Annotated in this window: 13 protein-coding genes and 1 riboswitch; of the genes, 10 read left to right on the top strand and 3 right to left on the bottom strand. The window is 65.4% G+C overall.

Annotated elements, in window-relative coordinates; all coding sequences use genetic code 11:
• Positions 1–116 precede the first annotated feature (116 nt).
• Genes OIU93_RS04390 through OIU93_RS04375 form a run of 4 tightly spaced genes read left to right on the top strand, consistent with a single transcriptional unit; the run spans position 117 to position 4,244 of the window.
• Positions 117–893, top strand: a complete 777-nt coding sequence (locus OIU93_RS04390; RefSeq protein WP_264268863.1) for a DeoR/GlpR family DNA-binding transcription regulator — start codon at positions 117–119, stop codon at positions 891–893.
• On the top strand, positions 890–1,870 hold the full coding sequence (locus OIU93_RS04385) for a 1-phosphofructokinase family hexose kinase (protein ID WP_264268862.1): 981 nt from the start codon (positions 890–892) through the stop codon (positions 1,868–1,870). The genes OIU93_RS04390 and OIU93_RS04385 overlap by 4 nt, the downstream gene beginning before the upstream one ends.
• Positions 1,867–3,912 carry a fructose-specific PTS transporter subunit EIIC gene (locus OIU93_RS04380; RefSeq protein ID WP_264268861.1) on the top strand — a complete coding sequence of 682 codons (2,046 nt, stop codon included), beginning with the start codon at positions 1,867–1,869 and terminating at the stop codon, positions 3,910–3,912. The genes OIU93_RS04385 and OIU93_RS04380 overlap by 4 nt, the downstream gene beginning before the upstream one ends.
• 56 nt (positions 3,913–3,968) lie before the next feature.
• Entirely contained in the window at positions 3,969–4,244 is a 276-nt protein-coding gene (locus tag OIU93_RS04375) for an HPr family phosphocarrier protein (protein ID WP_264268860.1), read from the top strand.
• 275 nt (positions 4,245–4,519) lie between these two features.
• Here the strand turns inward: OIU93_RS04375 and OIU93_RS04370 are convergent, their stop codons facing one another.
• Positions 4,520–4,885: a nuclear transport factor 2 family protein gene (locus OIU93_RS04370; RefSeq protein ID WP_264268859.1), complete on the bottom strand. Its 366-nt coding sequence runs from the start codon at positions 4,883–4,885 to the stop codon at positions 4,520–4,522.
• Between the two features lie 344 nt (positions 4,886–5,229).
• Positions 5,230–5,320, top strand: a riboswitch (glycine riboswitch).
• 172 nt (positions 5,321–5,492) lie between these two features.
• Between OIU93_RS04370 and OIU93_RS04365 the strand changes: the two genes are divergently transcribed.
• The 3 genes from OIU93_RS04365 to OIU93_RS04355 all read left to right on the top strand — a co-directional run bounded on the left by OIU93_RS04365 (position 5,493) and on the right by OIU93_RS04355 (position 8,347).
• Positions 5,493–6,242 (top strand): DUF5058 family protein, encoded by a 750-nt coding sequence (locus OIU93_RS04365; RefSeq protein WP_264268858.1) that lies wholly within the window; start codon positions 5,493–5,495, stop codon positions 6,240–6,242.
• A gap of 27 nt (positions 6,243–6,269) precedes the next feature.
• Positions 6,270–7,016 carry a hypothetical protein gene (locus OIU93_RS04360; RefSeq protein ID WP_264268857.1) on the top strand — a complete coding sequence of 249 codons (747 nt, stop codon included), beginning with the start codon at positions 6,270–6,272 and terminating at the stop codon, positions 7,014–7,016.
• A gap of 98 nt (positions 7,017–7,114) precedes the next feature.
• Positions 7,115–8,347, top strand: coding sequence for an amidohydrolase (locus OIU93_RS04355; RefSeq protein WP_372342865.1), 1,233 nt, complete (start codon positions 7,115–7,117; stop codon positions 8,345–8,347).
• A 97-nt stretch (positions 8,348–8,444) separates the two neighbouring features.
• On the opposite strand, the gene OIU93_RS04350 is transcribed toward OIU93_RS04355, so the two are convergent.
• Positions 8,445–9,197, bottom strand: coding sequence for an IclR family transcriptional regulator (locus tag OIU93_RS04350; protein WP_264268856.1), 753 nt, complete (start codon positions 9,195–9,197; stop codon positions 8,445–8,447).
• A gap of 123 nt (positions 9,198–9,320) precedes the next feature.
• Here OIU93_RS04350 and OIU93_RS04345 point away from each other — a divergent pair, with 123 nt between their 5' ends.
• The 3 genes from OIU93_RS04345 to OIU93_RS04335 are packed head-to-tail and all read left to right on the top strand — an operon-like array spanning position 9,321 to position 12,783.
• Positions 9,321–10,706, top strand: coding sequence for an SLC13 family permease (locus OIU93_RS04345; protein ID WP_264268855.1), 1,386 nt, complete (start codon positions 9,321–9,323; stop codon positions 10,704–10,706).
• 11 nt (positions 10,707–10,717) lie between these two features.
• The gene (locus OIU93_RS04340; protein WP_264268854.1) at positions 10,718–11,971 is read left to right on the top strand and encodes a CaiB/BaiF CoA-transferase family protein; all 1,254 of its coding nucleotides are present in this window, start codon (positions 10,718–10,720) and stop codon (positions 11,969–11,971) included.
• A complete protein-coding gene (locus tag OIU93_RS04335; protein ID WP_264268853.1) occupies positions 11,968–12,783 on the top strand; it encodes an enoyl-CoA hydratase/isomerase family protein in 816 nt (271 codons plus the stop codon). Before OIU93_RS04340 ends, OIU93_RS04335 begins: the two co-directional genes overlap by 4 nt.
• Before the next feature lie 86 nt (positions 12,784–12,869).
• Here the strand turns inward: OIU93_RS04335 and OIU93_RS04330 are convergent, their stop codons facing one another.
• Positions 12,870–13,967 carry an NAD(P)-dependent alcohol dehydrogenase gene (locus tag OIU93_RS04330; RefSeq protein WP_264268852.1) on the bottom strand — a complete coding sequence of 366 codons (1,098 nt, stop codon included), beginning with the start codon at positions 13,965–13,967 and terminating at the stop codon, positions 12,870–12,872.
• Positions 13,968–14,217 lie beyond the last annotated feature (250 nt).

Genomic DNA, 14,217 nt, shown 5'->3' with positions numbered 1-14,217 from the left:
CATCGCCAGGCAAGTCCACATTTACGGCGCAAACCACTTGACGTTGCCACACAAACGGGCATAAAGTCATTCAAACACAGATGCATGTGTGTCATGTCACTGGATGCGAGGAAGCAATGTTTGCCGAAGAGCGGCACCGCCTGATCACCGAGATGATCGCCGGCAACGGGAAGGTCACCGTTGCCGAGCTCTCGGCACGCTTCGACATCACCCGCGAGACCGTGCGGCGGGATTTGGCCCAGCTCGAGTCCGAGGGCACGCTGCGCCGCGTCCACGGCGGCGCGGTCTCAACCCTTGCCGCCAGCACGCGGGAGGAAAGCCACAGCGAACGCAGCACCATCCACGCCGAGGCCAAGGCCCGCATTGCCCAGGCCGCCCACCGGCTGCTGCCCGGCGACGGCGTCTCGGTCATGCTCGACGCGGGAACCAGCACCGAGATCCTGGCCGGGCTGATCGCGCAGAACTCCGCCAATACCCCCTCGCTGGTGATCACCCACGCACTTCCCATCGCCGCTCGCATCGCCGCAAACCCCCAGATCTCCCTGGAGCTCATCGGCGGCCGCGTCCGTGGATTGACCAGCGCCGCCACCGGCGCCGGAACCGTCGAACAGTTCTCCCGCCTCAGCGCCGACATTGCGTTCCTCGGCACCAACGCCCTGCATTCCACCTTCGGTCTCAGCACCCCGGACCCCCTGGAAGCCACGGTTAAGACCGCCATGGCCGCCAGCGCCCAACGCGTCGTCGTGCTGGCCGACTCCTCCAAATTCGAAAGGCTCACCCTCGTGCAATTCGCGAAGCTCGATGCGATCGACACCCTGGTCACCGACGCCGCACCGACCGGCGAACTCGCCGCGGCCCTGGAGGCGGCGGACGTGGAGGTGGTGCTGGCATGATCGTCACCTTGACCATGAACCCGGCGCTGGACACCACGATCGAACTCGGTGCCCCGCTGGCCCACGGAGGCGTCCAGCGCTCCCTGGGCAGCCACACCCAGGCCGCCGGCAAGGGCGTCAACGTCTCCCGCGCCATCGCCCACGCGGGCGTGAAGACCCTCGCGGTGCTGCCCGGCGCGGAAACCGATCCGCTGCTGCGCCGGCTGGTGGCCGATGACCTGGAGCACCGCTCGGTGCACATCGGCGCGCTGCTGCGCACCAACATCACGCTCACCGATCCCGACGGCACCACCACCAAGATCAACGAACAGGGCCCGGCTCTGAACGCCGCGGTGCTCGAGGAGATCGTGCGCGTCGTCGTGGATGTTTCCCGCTCCGCCTCGTGGCTCGTGTTGGCCGGCTCGCTGCCGCCGGGCGCGGACCCAAGCTTCTACGCGGACCTGGTGGCCACGGTGCGCGAAACCCTGGGCGATGCGGCCCCGAAAATCGCCGTGGACACCTCCGAGGCACCGCTTCGGGCGTTGTTCGCGCCGCACGTGCACCAGCTCCCGGACCTCATCAAGCCCAACGCCGAGGAACTTGCCGAGCTCTCCGGCCAGGGCTCGGCCGATGCCTTCGAGGATTCGCCCACCGCCACCGCCGCGGCGGCCCGGGCGTTGCTGGATCGAGGGGTCGGCACCGTGCTGGCCACTCTCGGCGCCAATGGCGCGGTGCTGGTCAACGCCGACGGTGCCTGGCACGCAACCCACACACCGATCACCCCGCGCAGCACCGTTGGCGCGGGAGATTCGGCACTGGCCGGATACCTTCTGGCAGATGAAACGGGTGAAACCGCTCCCGGGCGGCTGGCCCGCGCCGTGGCCTACGGGTCAGCGGCAGCTTCCCTTCCGGGCTCCGCAATTCCCACTCCCACCCAACTGGCTCCCGACGCCGTGAGCGTCGAAGAGCTGACCCTGATCCCAAGGACGATGTCATGATCGAACTCATTAATCGCGGTCTTGTCAGCCTCGACGCCAACCTGGGCGCCAGCACCACCGAGGTCATCGAGCACCTGGCTGCCATGGTCGCGGCCGCCGGCCGCACCACCGACGCCGACGCGCTGGCCGCGGACGGCAAGGCGCGCGAGGCCAAGACCGCCACCGGCGTGCCAGGCGGCATCGCAATCCCGCATTGCCGCTCCACCGCGGTGCTCGAACCGACCCTGGCCATGGCCCGGCTGGCCCCGGCCGTGGACTTCGGAGCCAAGGACGGCCCGGCCGACCTGGTCTTCTTCATTGCCGCACCCGAAGGCGCCGACCAGGCACACCTCAAGCTGCTCTCCAAGCTGGCCCGCGCGCTGGTCAAGAAGTCCTTCACCGCCGCCCTGCGCGCCGCCACCAGCGAAGACGAGATCGTGGAGCTGGTTTCCGCCGTGCTCTCCGATGACCCGGCGGCCGCTGCCGCTGCGGTGGCGGCGACCGAAACCACTACGCCCATTGCAGCTCCTGCTACGGTCACCGAGGCACCCGCCGAAGCCAAGCCCCGGATTATTGCCGTCACGGCATGCCCCACCGGCATCGCCCACACCTACATGGCCGCCGATTCCCTGGCCCAGACCGCCGAGGAACTCGGGGTCGAATTCGCCGTGGAAACGCAGGGTTCCTCGGGCTCCACCCCGCTGTCCAAGGCGACCATCGACGCGGCCGACGCGGTGATCTTCGCCGTGGACGTGGATGTGCGCGACCGCTCCCGTTTTGCCGGCAAGCCGTTGATCCAGGTCCCGGTCAAGCGCGGCATCGACGAACCCGCCAAGCTCATCAACGACGCCATTGCCGCCTCCAAGGATCCGCACGCCCGCCGCGTCCCGGCAGGCACCGGTACCGAGGAATCTGCCGACTCCACGTCGAAGGAATCCTTCGGCGGAGGACTCAAGCGCGCGCTGCTGACCGGCGTTTCCTACATGATCCCGTTCGTCGCCGGCGGCGGGCTGCTCATGGCGCTCGGCTTCCTGCTCGGCGGCTACGCCATCACGGATGTTGCCGACACCTATTTGGCCGAAAACACGCTCTTCAACCTGCCCGATGCGGGTCTTGCCGCCTATCTGGGCGCCGTGGCGTTCAAGATCGGCAACCTGTCGATGGCCTTCCTGGTCCCGGCGCTGGCGGGCTACATCGCCTACGCCTTTGCCGACCGTCCGGGACTCGCACCGGGCTTCACCGCCGGCGCGGTTGCCGGCTTCATGGATGCCGGCTTCCTCGGCGGCATCGTCGGCGGCGTGCTCGCCGGCCTGGCAGCCCGCTGGATCACCTCCTGGAAGGTTCCGCGCTGGCTGCGCGGGCTGATGCCGGTGGTCATCGTGCCGTTGCTGGGCTCGATCATTGCCTCCGGGCTGATGTTCCTGCTCCTGGGCGGACCGATCGCCCAACTGACCGTGGGGTTGAACGGCTGGCTTTCGGGCATGACGGGAACCGCCGCCGTGGCCCTGGGCTTGATCCTGGGACTCATGATGGCCGTGGACCTGGGCGGACCGGTCAACAAGGTCGCCTATTCCTTCGCCGTAGCGGGCCTGGGTGCCGGATCGATCGCCGAAAACCCGGCACCGCTGATGATCATGGCCGCGGTCATGGCCGCCGGCATGGTGCCTCCGCTGGCCATGGCCCTGGCCACCGTCATCTCACCACGGCTCTTCACCCCCGCCGAGCGTGAAAACGGCAAGGCAGCCTGGCTGCTGGGCGCATCGTTCATCTCCGAAGGCGCCATTCCGTTCGCCGCCTCGGACCCGCTGCGTGTCATCCCGGCCTCGTTGGTCGGCGGCGGCATCACCGGTGCCATGATCATGGGCTTCCAGGTGCTGTCCCAGGCACCGCACGGCGGCATCTTCGTCTTCTTCGCCATGAACAACACCTGGCCGATGTTCCTGGTGTCCACGCTCGTCGGAACGGTGGTCTCCGCCATCGTGGTGATCGTGCTGAAGAAGTTCGTTCGCAAGGCCGTCCCGCAGACGGTTGCCGTCGAAGAGGCAGCCAAGGTCGCCGCGTAAGCGACCCCATCCATTCACGTCCCACTACCGAGATACCAAGAACACAAGGAGCCACCATGGCAGAACGTATTGCAACCATCGCCAGCCGCGTCGGACTGCACGCCCGTCCGGCAGCCATCTTCGCCGAGGCCGCCGGCAACGAAGACCTCGAGGTCACCATAGCCCGCGAGGGCGAGCCGGCCGATGAAGCGATGGACGCCTCGAGCATCCTCTCGCTGATGGGCCTGGGCGCCGAGTACGGCACCAAGGTCGTGCTGCGCGCCGACGGCGAAGGCGCCGAATCGGTGCTCGAGACCCTGGCCGCGATCCTGGAAACGGACCACGACGCCTAAGGTTCGTTGGTCCCTGTAAATACAGCGTCCCGGGTGGGGCTTCGTCTCGAAGTCCCACCCGGGACGTTGGTCTTATGATCGGCGATGAATGGAGTCAATGCACCCGAAACGATGTCCAGTCCTGCACCGACGAATTCCCGCAGTCTCATCCAGTTATCCATCCCAAAGTCGTGGCCCGGCCACCCGAACACGGCTGCCGTTGCCCTCCTAAGAACCTATCCCAGATGCGCGGTGACCTGCGGGTCACGCGGCGTGGGATCAACAAGGACCGGCGTCTATTTGTACTCGTTCTCCGTCAGTTCGATGACGAAGGCGCGGCGTTCGGCGATCAAGGCATCGCGCATCACGAATACCTCTCCCATGGCCATGCGCATGATCTCGCCGTTGGTCCGGTGCGCCTCGCCGGACAACTCGGCCATCACCACGTCGCCCTCTTCGACCAAGCGCACTATTTCCAGCACCGGCGGCCCACTGAAGTCGGGGCTTTCGATCGCCTGGTCGTATGCATCCTTGCCGCTGAGACGGAAGTGGCCAAAGACCGTCCATTCAATGTCGTCGGTCAGGCACGACAGGATCTGGGCATGATCCGACTTGTTGAATCCGTCGATGTACTTGCTGACGGTTTCCTTGTTGGCAGACATGTATGAAACCTCCGGGATTCCGTGTGGCGCTTTGGTGGGCAACCGGCCCGTGCGGGTGCTTCGGCCACTTGGCAACATGGGGGGCCCGGGTAAGAAGGGATGCCGACTGTCAAAGGGTATCCACCAACGCATCACGAGGGAACACTTGTCAGCCCGAGTTCCGTTCGATACGGGAGCTTGGTTGAGGACCGGCCACGCTCTCAGGCCCCTACACCGTCCGGCTCCGGATCGGAAACACATATTCATGACCGTTCGGTCGTGACACAAAAGAGTCACTGTGACCCACGTCAAGTATTGTGGTCCCAAGCGGTAAAGCAACCGCCGACAACTGAATAGTCTTCCGATCACGCGCGGCTGGAGAGTCCCGGACACCACTCGGGCACCGAAGGGGCAAGCACCCGCAATCTCTCAGGTACCAGGAACAGTCGCGTGAGGAAACTCTGGAGAGCAGCCGCCGGGACAGGTGGCTCACCGACGAAGCACACCAGTGCCATGGGGCACTGGTTTCACTTTCAGGTTCAGGACAGAGCGGGCACGGTGGCAACCGGCATCATCAATGGCCAGCAATCACCGCACTGAACCCTTCGATGAACGGTAGAACTCCCCCATGCACGTACCTGCCATATTGCCCGCAGTTGTGGACAACAACTCCACGGATATCCTCGCCGTTGCCAACTCGCCGATCCTCTGGGCCTGCGCCATTGGCGTCTTCCTGGTCATCATCGTCCAGAGCATCATCTACATGAAGGCCGCCCGCGTCGCCGCGCCTCATATCGGAATGACGCAGGCAGAACTCAAGACCAGCTTCCGAGCCGGCGCCATCTCCGCCTTGGGTCCCTCGCTGGCCGTGGTCTTGGTCGCCGTCGCACTGCTGACGATCTTCGGCACACCTGCCGTGCTCGTGCGCATCGGCCTGATCGGGTCGGTGTCCTACGAAACCGCCGCTGCCGCCATCTCCGCTAAAACCGTGGGAGCCGAACTCGGTGGCCCCACCTACACCCAGGCCGTCTTCGGCCTGGCCCTGGCCGCGATGAGCCTCGGCGGTGCCATGTGGATGATCGCCACCCTCATCTTCACCCCGCTGCTCAAGCGCGGCGACTCGGCACTGCGCAAGGTCAACCCCGCCATCATGCTGGTGGTCCCCGGTGCCGCAATGATGGCCGCATTCATGGTTCTGGGCATGGCCGAACTGCCCAAGTCGTGGATCCATGTGGTTGCCTTCCTGTCCTCGGCGGCGATCATGACCGTCCTGATGGTCATCGCCAAACGGGTGAACAAGCCGTGGATCAAGGAATGGGCCTTGGGCATAGCCATCATCCTGGCCCTCACCATCACCTACGCAGCAACCCGCGTTTAGCGCAGCCGAGAATTTCAGGAGCACATGATGAGTAAGACAGCAGAACTGCACCAGGCGCTCAGCGCCTTCGACAAAACCACCTCCCGCTGGGGCCGGATCACCATGATCATCGGCCTCATCCTCTCCCTGGCGGCCCCGACCTACCTGGTCTTCTTTTCCGGGTTGGACATCGAGCTTTCCTCCGTCCTGACGGCCTTCGCCGCGCTGGCCGCCGTCTTCGGCGTGATCTGGATTGTGGAGCCGTTGACCTACTTCCCGATCCTTGGCGCCTCCTCGATGTACCAGGCGTTCATGATCGGCAACATTTCCAATAAGCTCCTTCCGGCTGCCATGATCGCGCAATCGACCATCGGGGTGAAGCCGGGCACCCGCAAGGGCGAGCTGGCCGCGGTCGCCGCCATTTGCGGTGCGGCTGCAGTCCACCTGACCTCGCTGTTCATCTTCGTGGGCCTGCTGGGAACGTGGCTGGTCAGTGTGATTCCCACCGATATCGTGCAGACCGTCCAGCTGTACATCCTGCCCACCGTGTTGGGCGCCGTAATCATTCAGGCCATCGTGAGTCAGAAGGCACCGCGCTCCGCGGTGATCGCCTTGGCCGTATCGGCTGTGGTGATCTTCGTATTGGTCCCGTTGATTCCCGGGATGAACCTGTTCGCCACCGCCGTTGCCGTGATTGCCACGGCCGTGCTCGCCTGGGTGCTGCGCGACCGCAAGACCCTGGGGACTCCGGAGGACGTGCCGCTGGAGGCCAGGCCCGAGGGTCCGGTTTACTGACCGGGACGTTCGGTCCGCTGACACGAATTTTCACGATATTGACTGGCGGCGGCACCCTTTGGTGCCGCCGCCAACCAAGAGCAAGGAATAGACACCCCATGACCAGTACCTCCATCCCGCAGTCCCTGACGATGAGCACGGACTCGGCAGCGGAACTGAGCGAAACCTACAAGTACCTGCACGCCAACCCCGAGCTGTCGATGCAGGAGCACAAGACCGCCGACTACCTGGCCAAGCGCCTGGAAGAGCTGGGCCTGGAGGTGTTCCGCTGCGGCGGCACCGGGGTGGTTGGCATCTTGCGCAACGGCGAGGGCCCGGTCATTGGCATGCGCGCCGACACCGACGGGTTGCCGGTCCTCGAAGACACCGGTCTTGACTACGCCAGCACCGCCACCGGATTCCTGGATGACGGCACCGAGGTCCCGACCATGCACGCCTGCGGCCACGACACCCACATGGCCACCGCCTTGAAGACCGCCGAGCTTTACGCCGGTGCCACCGATGCCTGGGCCGGGACCATCGTGTTCGTGCTGCAGCCCGGCGAGGAAACCGCCGCCGGCGCCCGCGCCATGGTTGAGGACGGCCTGTGGGACAAGGCGCCCAAGCCGGAGATCATGTTCGGCCAGCACGTGATGAACGGGCTCACCGGCACGGTCTCGATCATGGGCGGCGCCGCGATGACCACCGCGGATTCGTTCAAGGTCACCGTCTTCGGCCAAGGATCGCACGGTTCCATGCCCGAGCACTCCATCGACCCGATCGTGCTGGGCGCGTCCATGGTGCTGCGCCTGCAGACCATCGTCTCGCGCCAGGTGGCCCCGCAGTCCGCCGCCGTGGTGACCATCGGATCCTTCCACGCCGGGCTGAAGGAAAACGTCATCCCCGACCGCGCGGTCTTCACCATCAACGTGCGCACCTTCGAGCCCGAGGTCCGGGACACCGTGCTGACCTCGATCCGGCGCATCATTGCTGCCGAGGCCGAGGCCTCCGGTGCCGCCGAGCCGCTCATCGAGGACATCTCCAACTTCCCGCCGCTCTACAACGACCCGACCGAGACCGAAAAGCTTGCCGAGGAATTCCGCACGGAGTTCGGCGCCGAGCGCGTGCTCCAGGGATCGCCGGTCATGGGCAGCGAGGACTTCGGCGCACTGGCCTCGGCCATCGATGTGCCCAGCGTGTTCTGGTTCTTCGGCGGCAACGACGCCAAGACGCTGGCAGCGGGCCACCCGCCGGCCAACCACTCGCCGTTCTTCGCCCCCGTCATGGAACCGACGCTGAGCACCGGCGTGCAGGCAGCGGTCCGTGCGCTGTTCTCGAAGGTCGGCAAGTAGCGCAGACCTTCAATCCTCCGGCCAGGTCTTCTTACCGAAGGCCTGGCCGGAGGCATATATACGGGCTTTCGACGGAACCGTGCGCGTGCAGGGGCCCTTAGCGGCTACCGCGCAACAGCGCGCTGATTTCGCCCGCGGTCCGCACGACGGCGGTGCCGTACTCTTCATACTTTGCTGGCTCGATGCGGCTCGAGGGCCCGGAAATCGACACGCTGCCGACCGGCACTCCCGCGGAATTCACGATGGGCGCCCCCAGCGACGTGATGCCGCTGCTCAACCCCTCCTCGTTGATGGCGTAGCCGCGCTCCCGCGTTTCGCGCACCAGTTTCCACACGGACTCGGGGTCGGTGACAGTTTGCTCGCTGACGCCCTCCAGCGGACCGGCAAGGACGTCGCGGACAAACTCGTCGGCGGACGCTCCCAGGAAGGCTAACCCGGTTGCCGAGGCATGCAGGGGAATGGGGGTTCCCAGCGCCAGAAACGCGCGCAGCACGTGCGGGGTGTCGAGCCGCTCGATGACAACCAGCGACTTGCCGTCGGGGACACACAAGTGCACCGTTTCCCGGGTGTCCAGTTGCAGGCCGTTCATCGGGCCAATGGCAATGTCCCGCAGGTCAACGCCTAGGCCAGCACGGGCGGTCACGGCATACGTGTGAAACGAGAGCGACCAGGCCGCATCCCGCGTATCGCTTTGCTGCACCCAATTCATCTCCTTGAGTGTCGCGAGCATGCGTAGGACCGTGGCCTTTGACCCTCCGGTCCGCTTGGCAATGTCGGAAAGCCCGATGGGCTGGTGCAGCGAGATTGTCTCAATGACCTGGATTGCCGTCTTCACGCTTTGCGTACTCACCGTGGATGTACCCGTTCCTTCCCTTGACCAACACCCTGTTGTGATATAGCTTACATCCGAATTCGGAAAATGAACCGTCGGTTCACTTAGTGAACCGCAGGATGTGCAAGTGAAAGGACGAGCGTGAGTTCTCAAATCATTGCCTTGTTGATCTTCGTGGGGATCTTTGCCGTGGCCACGCTTCGAAAGGTGCACCTCGGTGTCATCATGTTCGCCGCGGCCGCCGGTGTCGGCATTTGGCTGGCCGACCTGGAAATGAAGCAGGTGATCGGGGGCTTCCCCGTCTCCATCCTCGTGCTGCTCGTGGGGGTGACCTACTTCTTCGCCATCGCCCAGGAGAACGGGACCGTTGACAGGATCATCGAATCCGCGATTGCCAAGGTCGGTGACAATGCCTTTGTTCTCCCCATCGTCTTCTTCGCATTGTCCGTCGGCATATCGGCCATGGGCTCCCCGCTGGCGGGCCTCGTCCTGACACCCATCGGCATGCCGCTGGCCAAGAAGTACGGCATCGACCGGATGCTGATGGGACTTGCCATCGGATGCGGCCTGAGCGCCGGCGGGTTCGCCCCGACCAGCCTCTTCGGCATCGTGACCTATGGGACCGCCCACTCCGTGGGCATCCCGCTGAACCCGCTGCTGCTCTTCGGCGTAGCGCTCGGCGCCAACCTCGTGCTGATGATCGCCGCCTACGCCATGTTCGGCGGTTTCGCGTTGCTCAAGTCTCGGGCAACCGGGACCCTCGCGCCTTCGGACGCACCGCGTTTCGCGGGCCGCGGACCGCTTCCGGCCCACCCGTTCGAGCGAGAGGGATTGACCCGCCGCAGCGCCGAGGCCGCACGCAGCGGCCTGCAGACCCTGGAGAAGGCCGACGCCGCGCTGGCCGTGCGCACGAGGATGAACGCCACCCAGTTGGTCACCGTGCTGTGCATGCTCGGACTACTCACCAGCGTCATCGTCCTGGCCGTCTTCGGGCTGGACCCGGACATCGGCATCCTGTGCTTCGCGTTCGCGTCGATCTTGACGCTGGTCGATCCAAAGACCGGAAAGACCGCCGTGGGCAAGATCGACTGGTCCACCGTCCTGATGGTCGGCGGCATCATCACCTTCGTCGGCGTGCTGCAGAAAATGGGAGCCGTCGAGCTGCTGGGCGAGGCGGCCAGCCAGATCGGTGCCCCGCTGGTCGCCGCCCTCGTCATTTGTCTGATCGGCGGACTGGTCTCGGCCTTCGCCTCCACCACGGGAATGCTCGCGGCCCTGGTACCGCTGGCCATCCCGCTGGTGGCCTCGGGCGACATTGCCGGCTGGGCCCTGATCGCCGCGCTCGGTGTCTGCTCCTCGATCGTGGATGTTTCCCCGTTCTCCACCGTCGGGGCCACGCTGGTGGCCACCGTCGAGGAAGACGAGCGTCCGCGCATCAACAAGCTGTTGACCCGGTGGGGCATGTCCATGGTCGTGATCGGCCCGCTGGGGCTGGTCGGGGCACTCGTGCTACCCACCATGTTCTAGGAACCACTGCCATGTCAGATTCATTTGTCCCGAAGGAGAACCCCTTGCTGCCCTTGAGCGGTATTCGCGTCATCGACCTCAGCCGTGCGCTGGCCGGCCCCTACTGCACAGCGTTGCTCGCGGACATGGGTGCGGATGTCATCAAGATCGAGACCGTCACCGGCGGGGACTCCTCGCGGTCTTGGCCGCCGTTCGACGGGGATCACAGCCTGTACTTCGATTCCACTAACCGGAACAAGAAGTCGATCTCGTTGGATCTCTACAGCGATGCCGGGAGGGAACTGCTCGCCGGACTACTGGCCGACGCCGACGCGCTCGTGGAGAACTTCAAGCCCGGAACCATGGAAAAGATGGGACTCGGGGCCGAGCGACTGCGTGCCATCAACCCACGGCTGATCGTGTCCTCGATTACCGGCTACGGCACCGCCGGACCATGGAAGGACCGTGCCGGCCTGGACCAGGTCATCCAGGCCGCCTCCGGGCTGACCTCGGTCACTGGCAGAAGCACGGACGAGACCTACCGCGTGGGCATCCCGATCGTCGACATCACCACCGGCATGGTCTCCGCCTTTGCACTTGTCAGTGCGCTTTACGCCCGGGCACGGGGAGGGGAAGGCCAAAACGTCGCCACCTCTCTGTTCGAGACCGCACTGGGGCTCTCCGCCTTCCAGGGGCAAACCGCGTTGACACTGGATCGCGCGCCCGAACCCCAGGGCAACAACCATCCAACCATTGCCCCCTACGGTGCCTATGCCACAGCCAGCGACGACATCGTGGTCGCGGTTGCCACAGAGCCGCAGTGGACCGCATTCTGCTCGGTCATCGGGCGAACCGACCTGGCCGAAGAGCCGCGCTTCAGCATCGGCCGGGACCGCGCACTGCACCGCGGGGAACTCAACGAGCTGATCACCCGGGAGCTGTCGACCCGGCCGGCCGCCGCATGGATCGAGGAGCTCAATGGCGTGGGCATCCCCAGCGGTCCGGTGTTCGACTACCTGCAGGCGGTCAACAGCGACCAGGCCCGCGCGCTCGGCCTGATTGCCGAAACCCGGCGCGCCGACGGATCGGAGCTGCGCGTGCTGCGCGGTCCCGTGAGCATCGACAATGCGCCCACCCCGGTGCGCCGGGCACCGCCGGCCCTGGGCGAAAATAGCCGCGAGATCCTCTCCGGCATGGGACTCGACGACGAACAGATCAACCGCCTGATGGCGGAGGGCATCGTGCGGGAGCCTGCCGCCCTGACCCCAAGCGGAGCGACGGCATGAGTGCATCGACGGTGGCAGCGGCCCAAACGGTGGCAGGCCGCATCTCCAGTGAAATCAAGGGCGACATCGGCGCGATCGTGATTGAGAACCCGCGCCGGCGCAATGCCCTGACCCGGAACATGTGCATCGACCTCGCCGCGCAGGTGCGCCGGCTCGATGCCGACCCCCAGGTCAAGGTCATTACGCTGCGTGGCAGCGGAGACGACTTTTCGGCCGGTGCGGCCATCAACGAACTCAGCCGGGTCTTGTTCGATGTGGGCCCGGACGGGGAATCCATCGACCACCTCAGTGCCGCCGATGCGGCGATCTGCGCGGCGCGCAAGCCGACAGTCGCGCTGGTGCGCGGGACTTGCATGGGCGGAGGCTGGCAGATTGCCTCGGCCTGTGACGTGAGCATTGCCGCCGATTCTGTCAGGCTTGCCGTGACCCCGTCCAAATTGGGCATCATCTACCCGCGTTCGGGCATTGAACGCCTGGTCCAGCGTCTGGGCGCGGACAAGGCGAAGTATGTGCTGTTCAGCGCGGACCTGATCCCGGCGGCGAAGGCAGCGGCCTGGGGGCTGTTGACGGATGTGGTCCCGGAGGACGAATTCGAGGTCCTGAGCCAGGGCCTGGTCGCCCGCATGGCCACGCGCTCGCAATATTCGATCCACACCATGAAGGCGTTAATCGATTCCATGGTTTCCGGGAGCAGCGCGGAAGACGAACTGTGGCGCGAGGAATGGGCGAAGCTGCCGGCCAGCGAGGACTTCGCCGTCGGTCAACGCGCGTTTCTGGAAGGCGATAGGCCGCGCTTCACCTGGGACGGCTGAGCCCGAAGCCGTTGCCTCGCGGGAAGGGTGGGCGGACATGCCCCACGTGAAATGTCCGCCCACCCGGTATGCCGAATCCGATGGCGTTAGTACACGATGACCGGCTTGAGCGTCGAACCGTCCGCGGAATCGGCGAAGGCCCGGTTGATGTCCTCGAACGGGTACTTCTTAATCAGCTTGTCGAAAGGGAACAGGCCGCCGGCGTGCAGGCTGACCAGCCGGGGAATGAATTCCTTGGGCACCGCGTCGCCCTCGATGACCATGGAAACCTTGATCCCGGTCAGCAGCAGGTTGCCGATGGCGAACGGTGCCTCGGTCCCCAGCTTGGCGGCGCCGACCAAGGCACCGTGGCCCCGGGTGGCCAATGACTGGGTCATCTGGGAGAACACCGGGGGCACACCAGTGGTGTCCAGCGCGAAGTTGGCGCCCCCACCGGTGATTTCCTTGATCGCCTCGACCGGGTCGGTCTCCTTGGAGTTCACGGTGTGGGTGGCACCCAGTTCCTTGGCGAATTCCAGGCGTTCGGGGACAATGTCCACCATGATGATCGTCGTCGCGCCGGCGGCCTTGGCTGCCAGCATGCCGGCCATGCCCACGGCTCCGGTGCCGAACACCGCGATGGAGGAACCTGGGTGCGGCTGCAGGACATTGAGCACGGCCCCGGAACCGGTCATGATGCCGCAGCCCAGGGGGCCAAGGATCTCCAGCGGCACGCCATCGGGGACCTTGACCGCCCCGTGGGCCACCACGTTGGTGAGCTCGGCAAAGGACGACTGGCCGAAGAAGTGCGATCCAATGGGCCCCTGCGCGTCGGAGAAGGCCTTCGAGCCGTCGGGTCGCTGCACACCGAAGTTCCGGTCGTAGAAGTTCACGCAGTACATCGGGTGCCCGGCCAGGCATTGCTCGCAGCGGCCGCAGAAGGCCGGACCGATGACGACCTTGTCGCCCACGGAAAATCCCTGCACGTCGGACCCCATGGCCTCGACGATCCCGGCACCCTCGTGGCCCAGGACCACCGGCAGCGGCACCGGGTACCACTGGTCGCGGATGATGGCGTCGGTGTGGCAGACACCTGAGGCAACCATCCTCACCCGCAACTCGTCGGCACGGGGTTCGTCGACTTCGACCTCCCTGATCTCCAGATCGGTTTCGGGGGCAATGGCGATTGCTGCTCTGGTTTTCATCTCTGGCCTTTCGCGCATGGTGCTCGGGAAGGAATTGCGAGTGTTGCGCAGGCCCGGTCGTCTTTCACAGGGCCCGGGCGAAGCGGCGGAAACCCGGGCGCGGGATCAACCGCCACTATCTTCATTCTTACCAGCGGCGCACGGATTCGTATACGGATGGCGCAGGGACGGTCGTCCCCGACTTCGGCAGTTTCCGGCGGTGCACTTGCGCACACCCCGGTGTGGCGCAAGGCTGGAGGAGACACCGCTC

Source organism: Paeniglutamicibacter sp. ZC-3 (genome assembly GCF_025847175.2).
Taxonomy (GTDB): Bacteria; Actinomycetota; Actinomycetes; order Actinomycetales; family Micrococcaceae; genus Paeniglutamicibacter; species Paeniglutamicibacter sulfureus.
This window is presented reverse-complemented; position numbering and strand designations above follow the sequence as displayed.

Bases quoted from the DNA above. Each gene is read 5' to 3' on its own strand.
- OIU93_RS04370 (WP_264268859.1), bottom strand. From the start codon at position 4,885: ATGTCTGCCAACAAGGAAACCGTCAGCAAGTACATCGACGGATTCAAC.
- OIU93_RS04365 (WP_264268858.1), top strand. From the start codon at position 5,493: ATGCACGTACCTGCCATATTGCCCGCAGTTGTGGACAACAACTCCACG.
- OIU93_RS04375 (WP_264268860.1), top strand. From the start codon at position 3,969: ATGGCAGAACGTATTGCAACCATCGCCAGCCGCGTCGGACTGCACGCC.
- OIU93_RS04360 (WP_264268857.1), top strand. From the start codon at position 6,270: ATGAGTAAGACAGCAGAACTGCACCAGGCGCTCAGCGCCTTCGACAAA.
- OIU93_RS04380 (WP_264268861.1), top strand. From the start codon at position 1,867: ATGATCGAACTCATTAATCGCGGTCTTGTCAGCCTCGACGCCAACCTG.
- OIU93_RS04385 (WP_264268862.1), top strand. From the start codon at position 890: ATGATCGTCACCTTGACCATGAACCCGGCGCTGGACACCACGATCGAA.
- OIU93_RS04390 (WP_264268863.1), top strand. From the start codon at position 117: ATGTTTGCCGAAGAGCGGCACCGCCTGATCACCGAGATGATCGCCGGC.
- OIU93_RS04335 (WP_264268853.1), top strand. From the start codon at position 11,968: ATGAGTGCATCGACGGTGGCAGCGGCCCAAACGGTGGCAGGCCGCATC.
- OIU93_RS04355 (WP_372342865.1), top strand. From the start codon at position 7,115: ATGACCAGTACCTCCATCCCGCAGTCCCTGACGATGAGCACGGACTCG.
- OIU93_RS04340 (WP_264268854.1), top strand. From the start codon at position 10,718: ATGTCAGATTCATTTGTCCCGAAGGAGAACCCCTTGCTGCCCTTGAGC.
- OIU93_RS04330 (WP_264268852.1), bottom strand. From the start codon at position 13,967: ATGAAAACCAGAGCAGCAATCGCCATTGCCCCCGAAACCGATCTGGAG.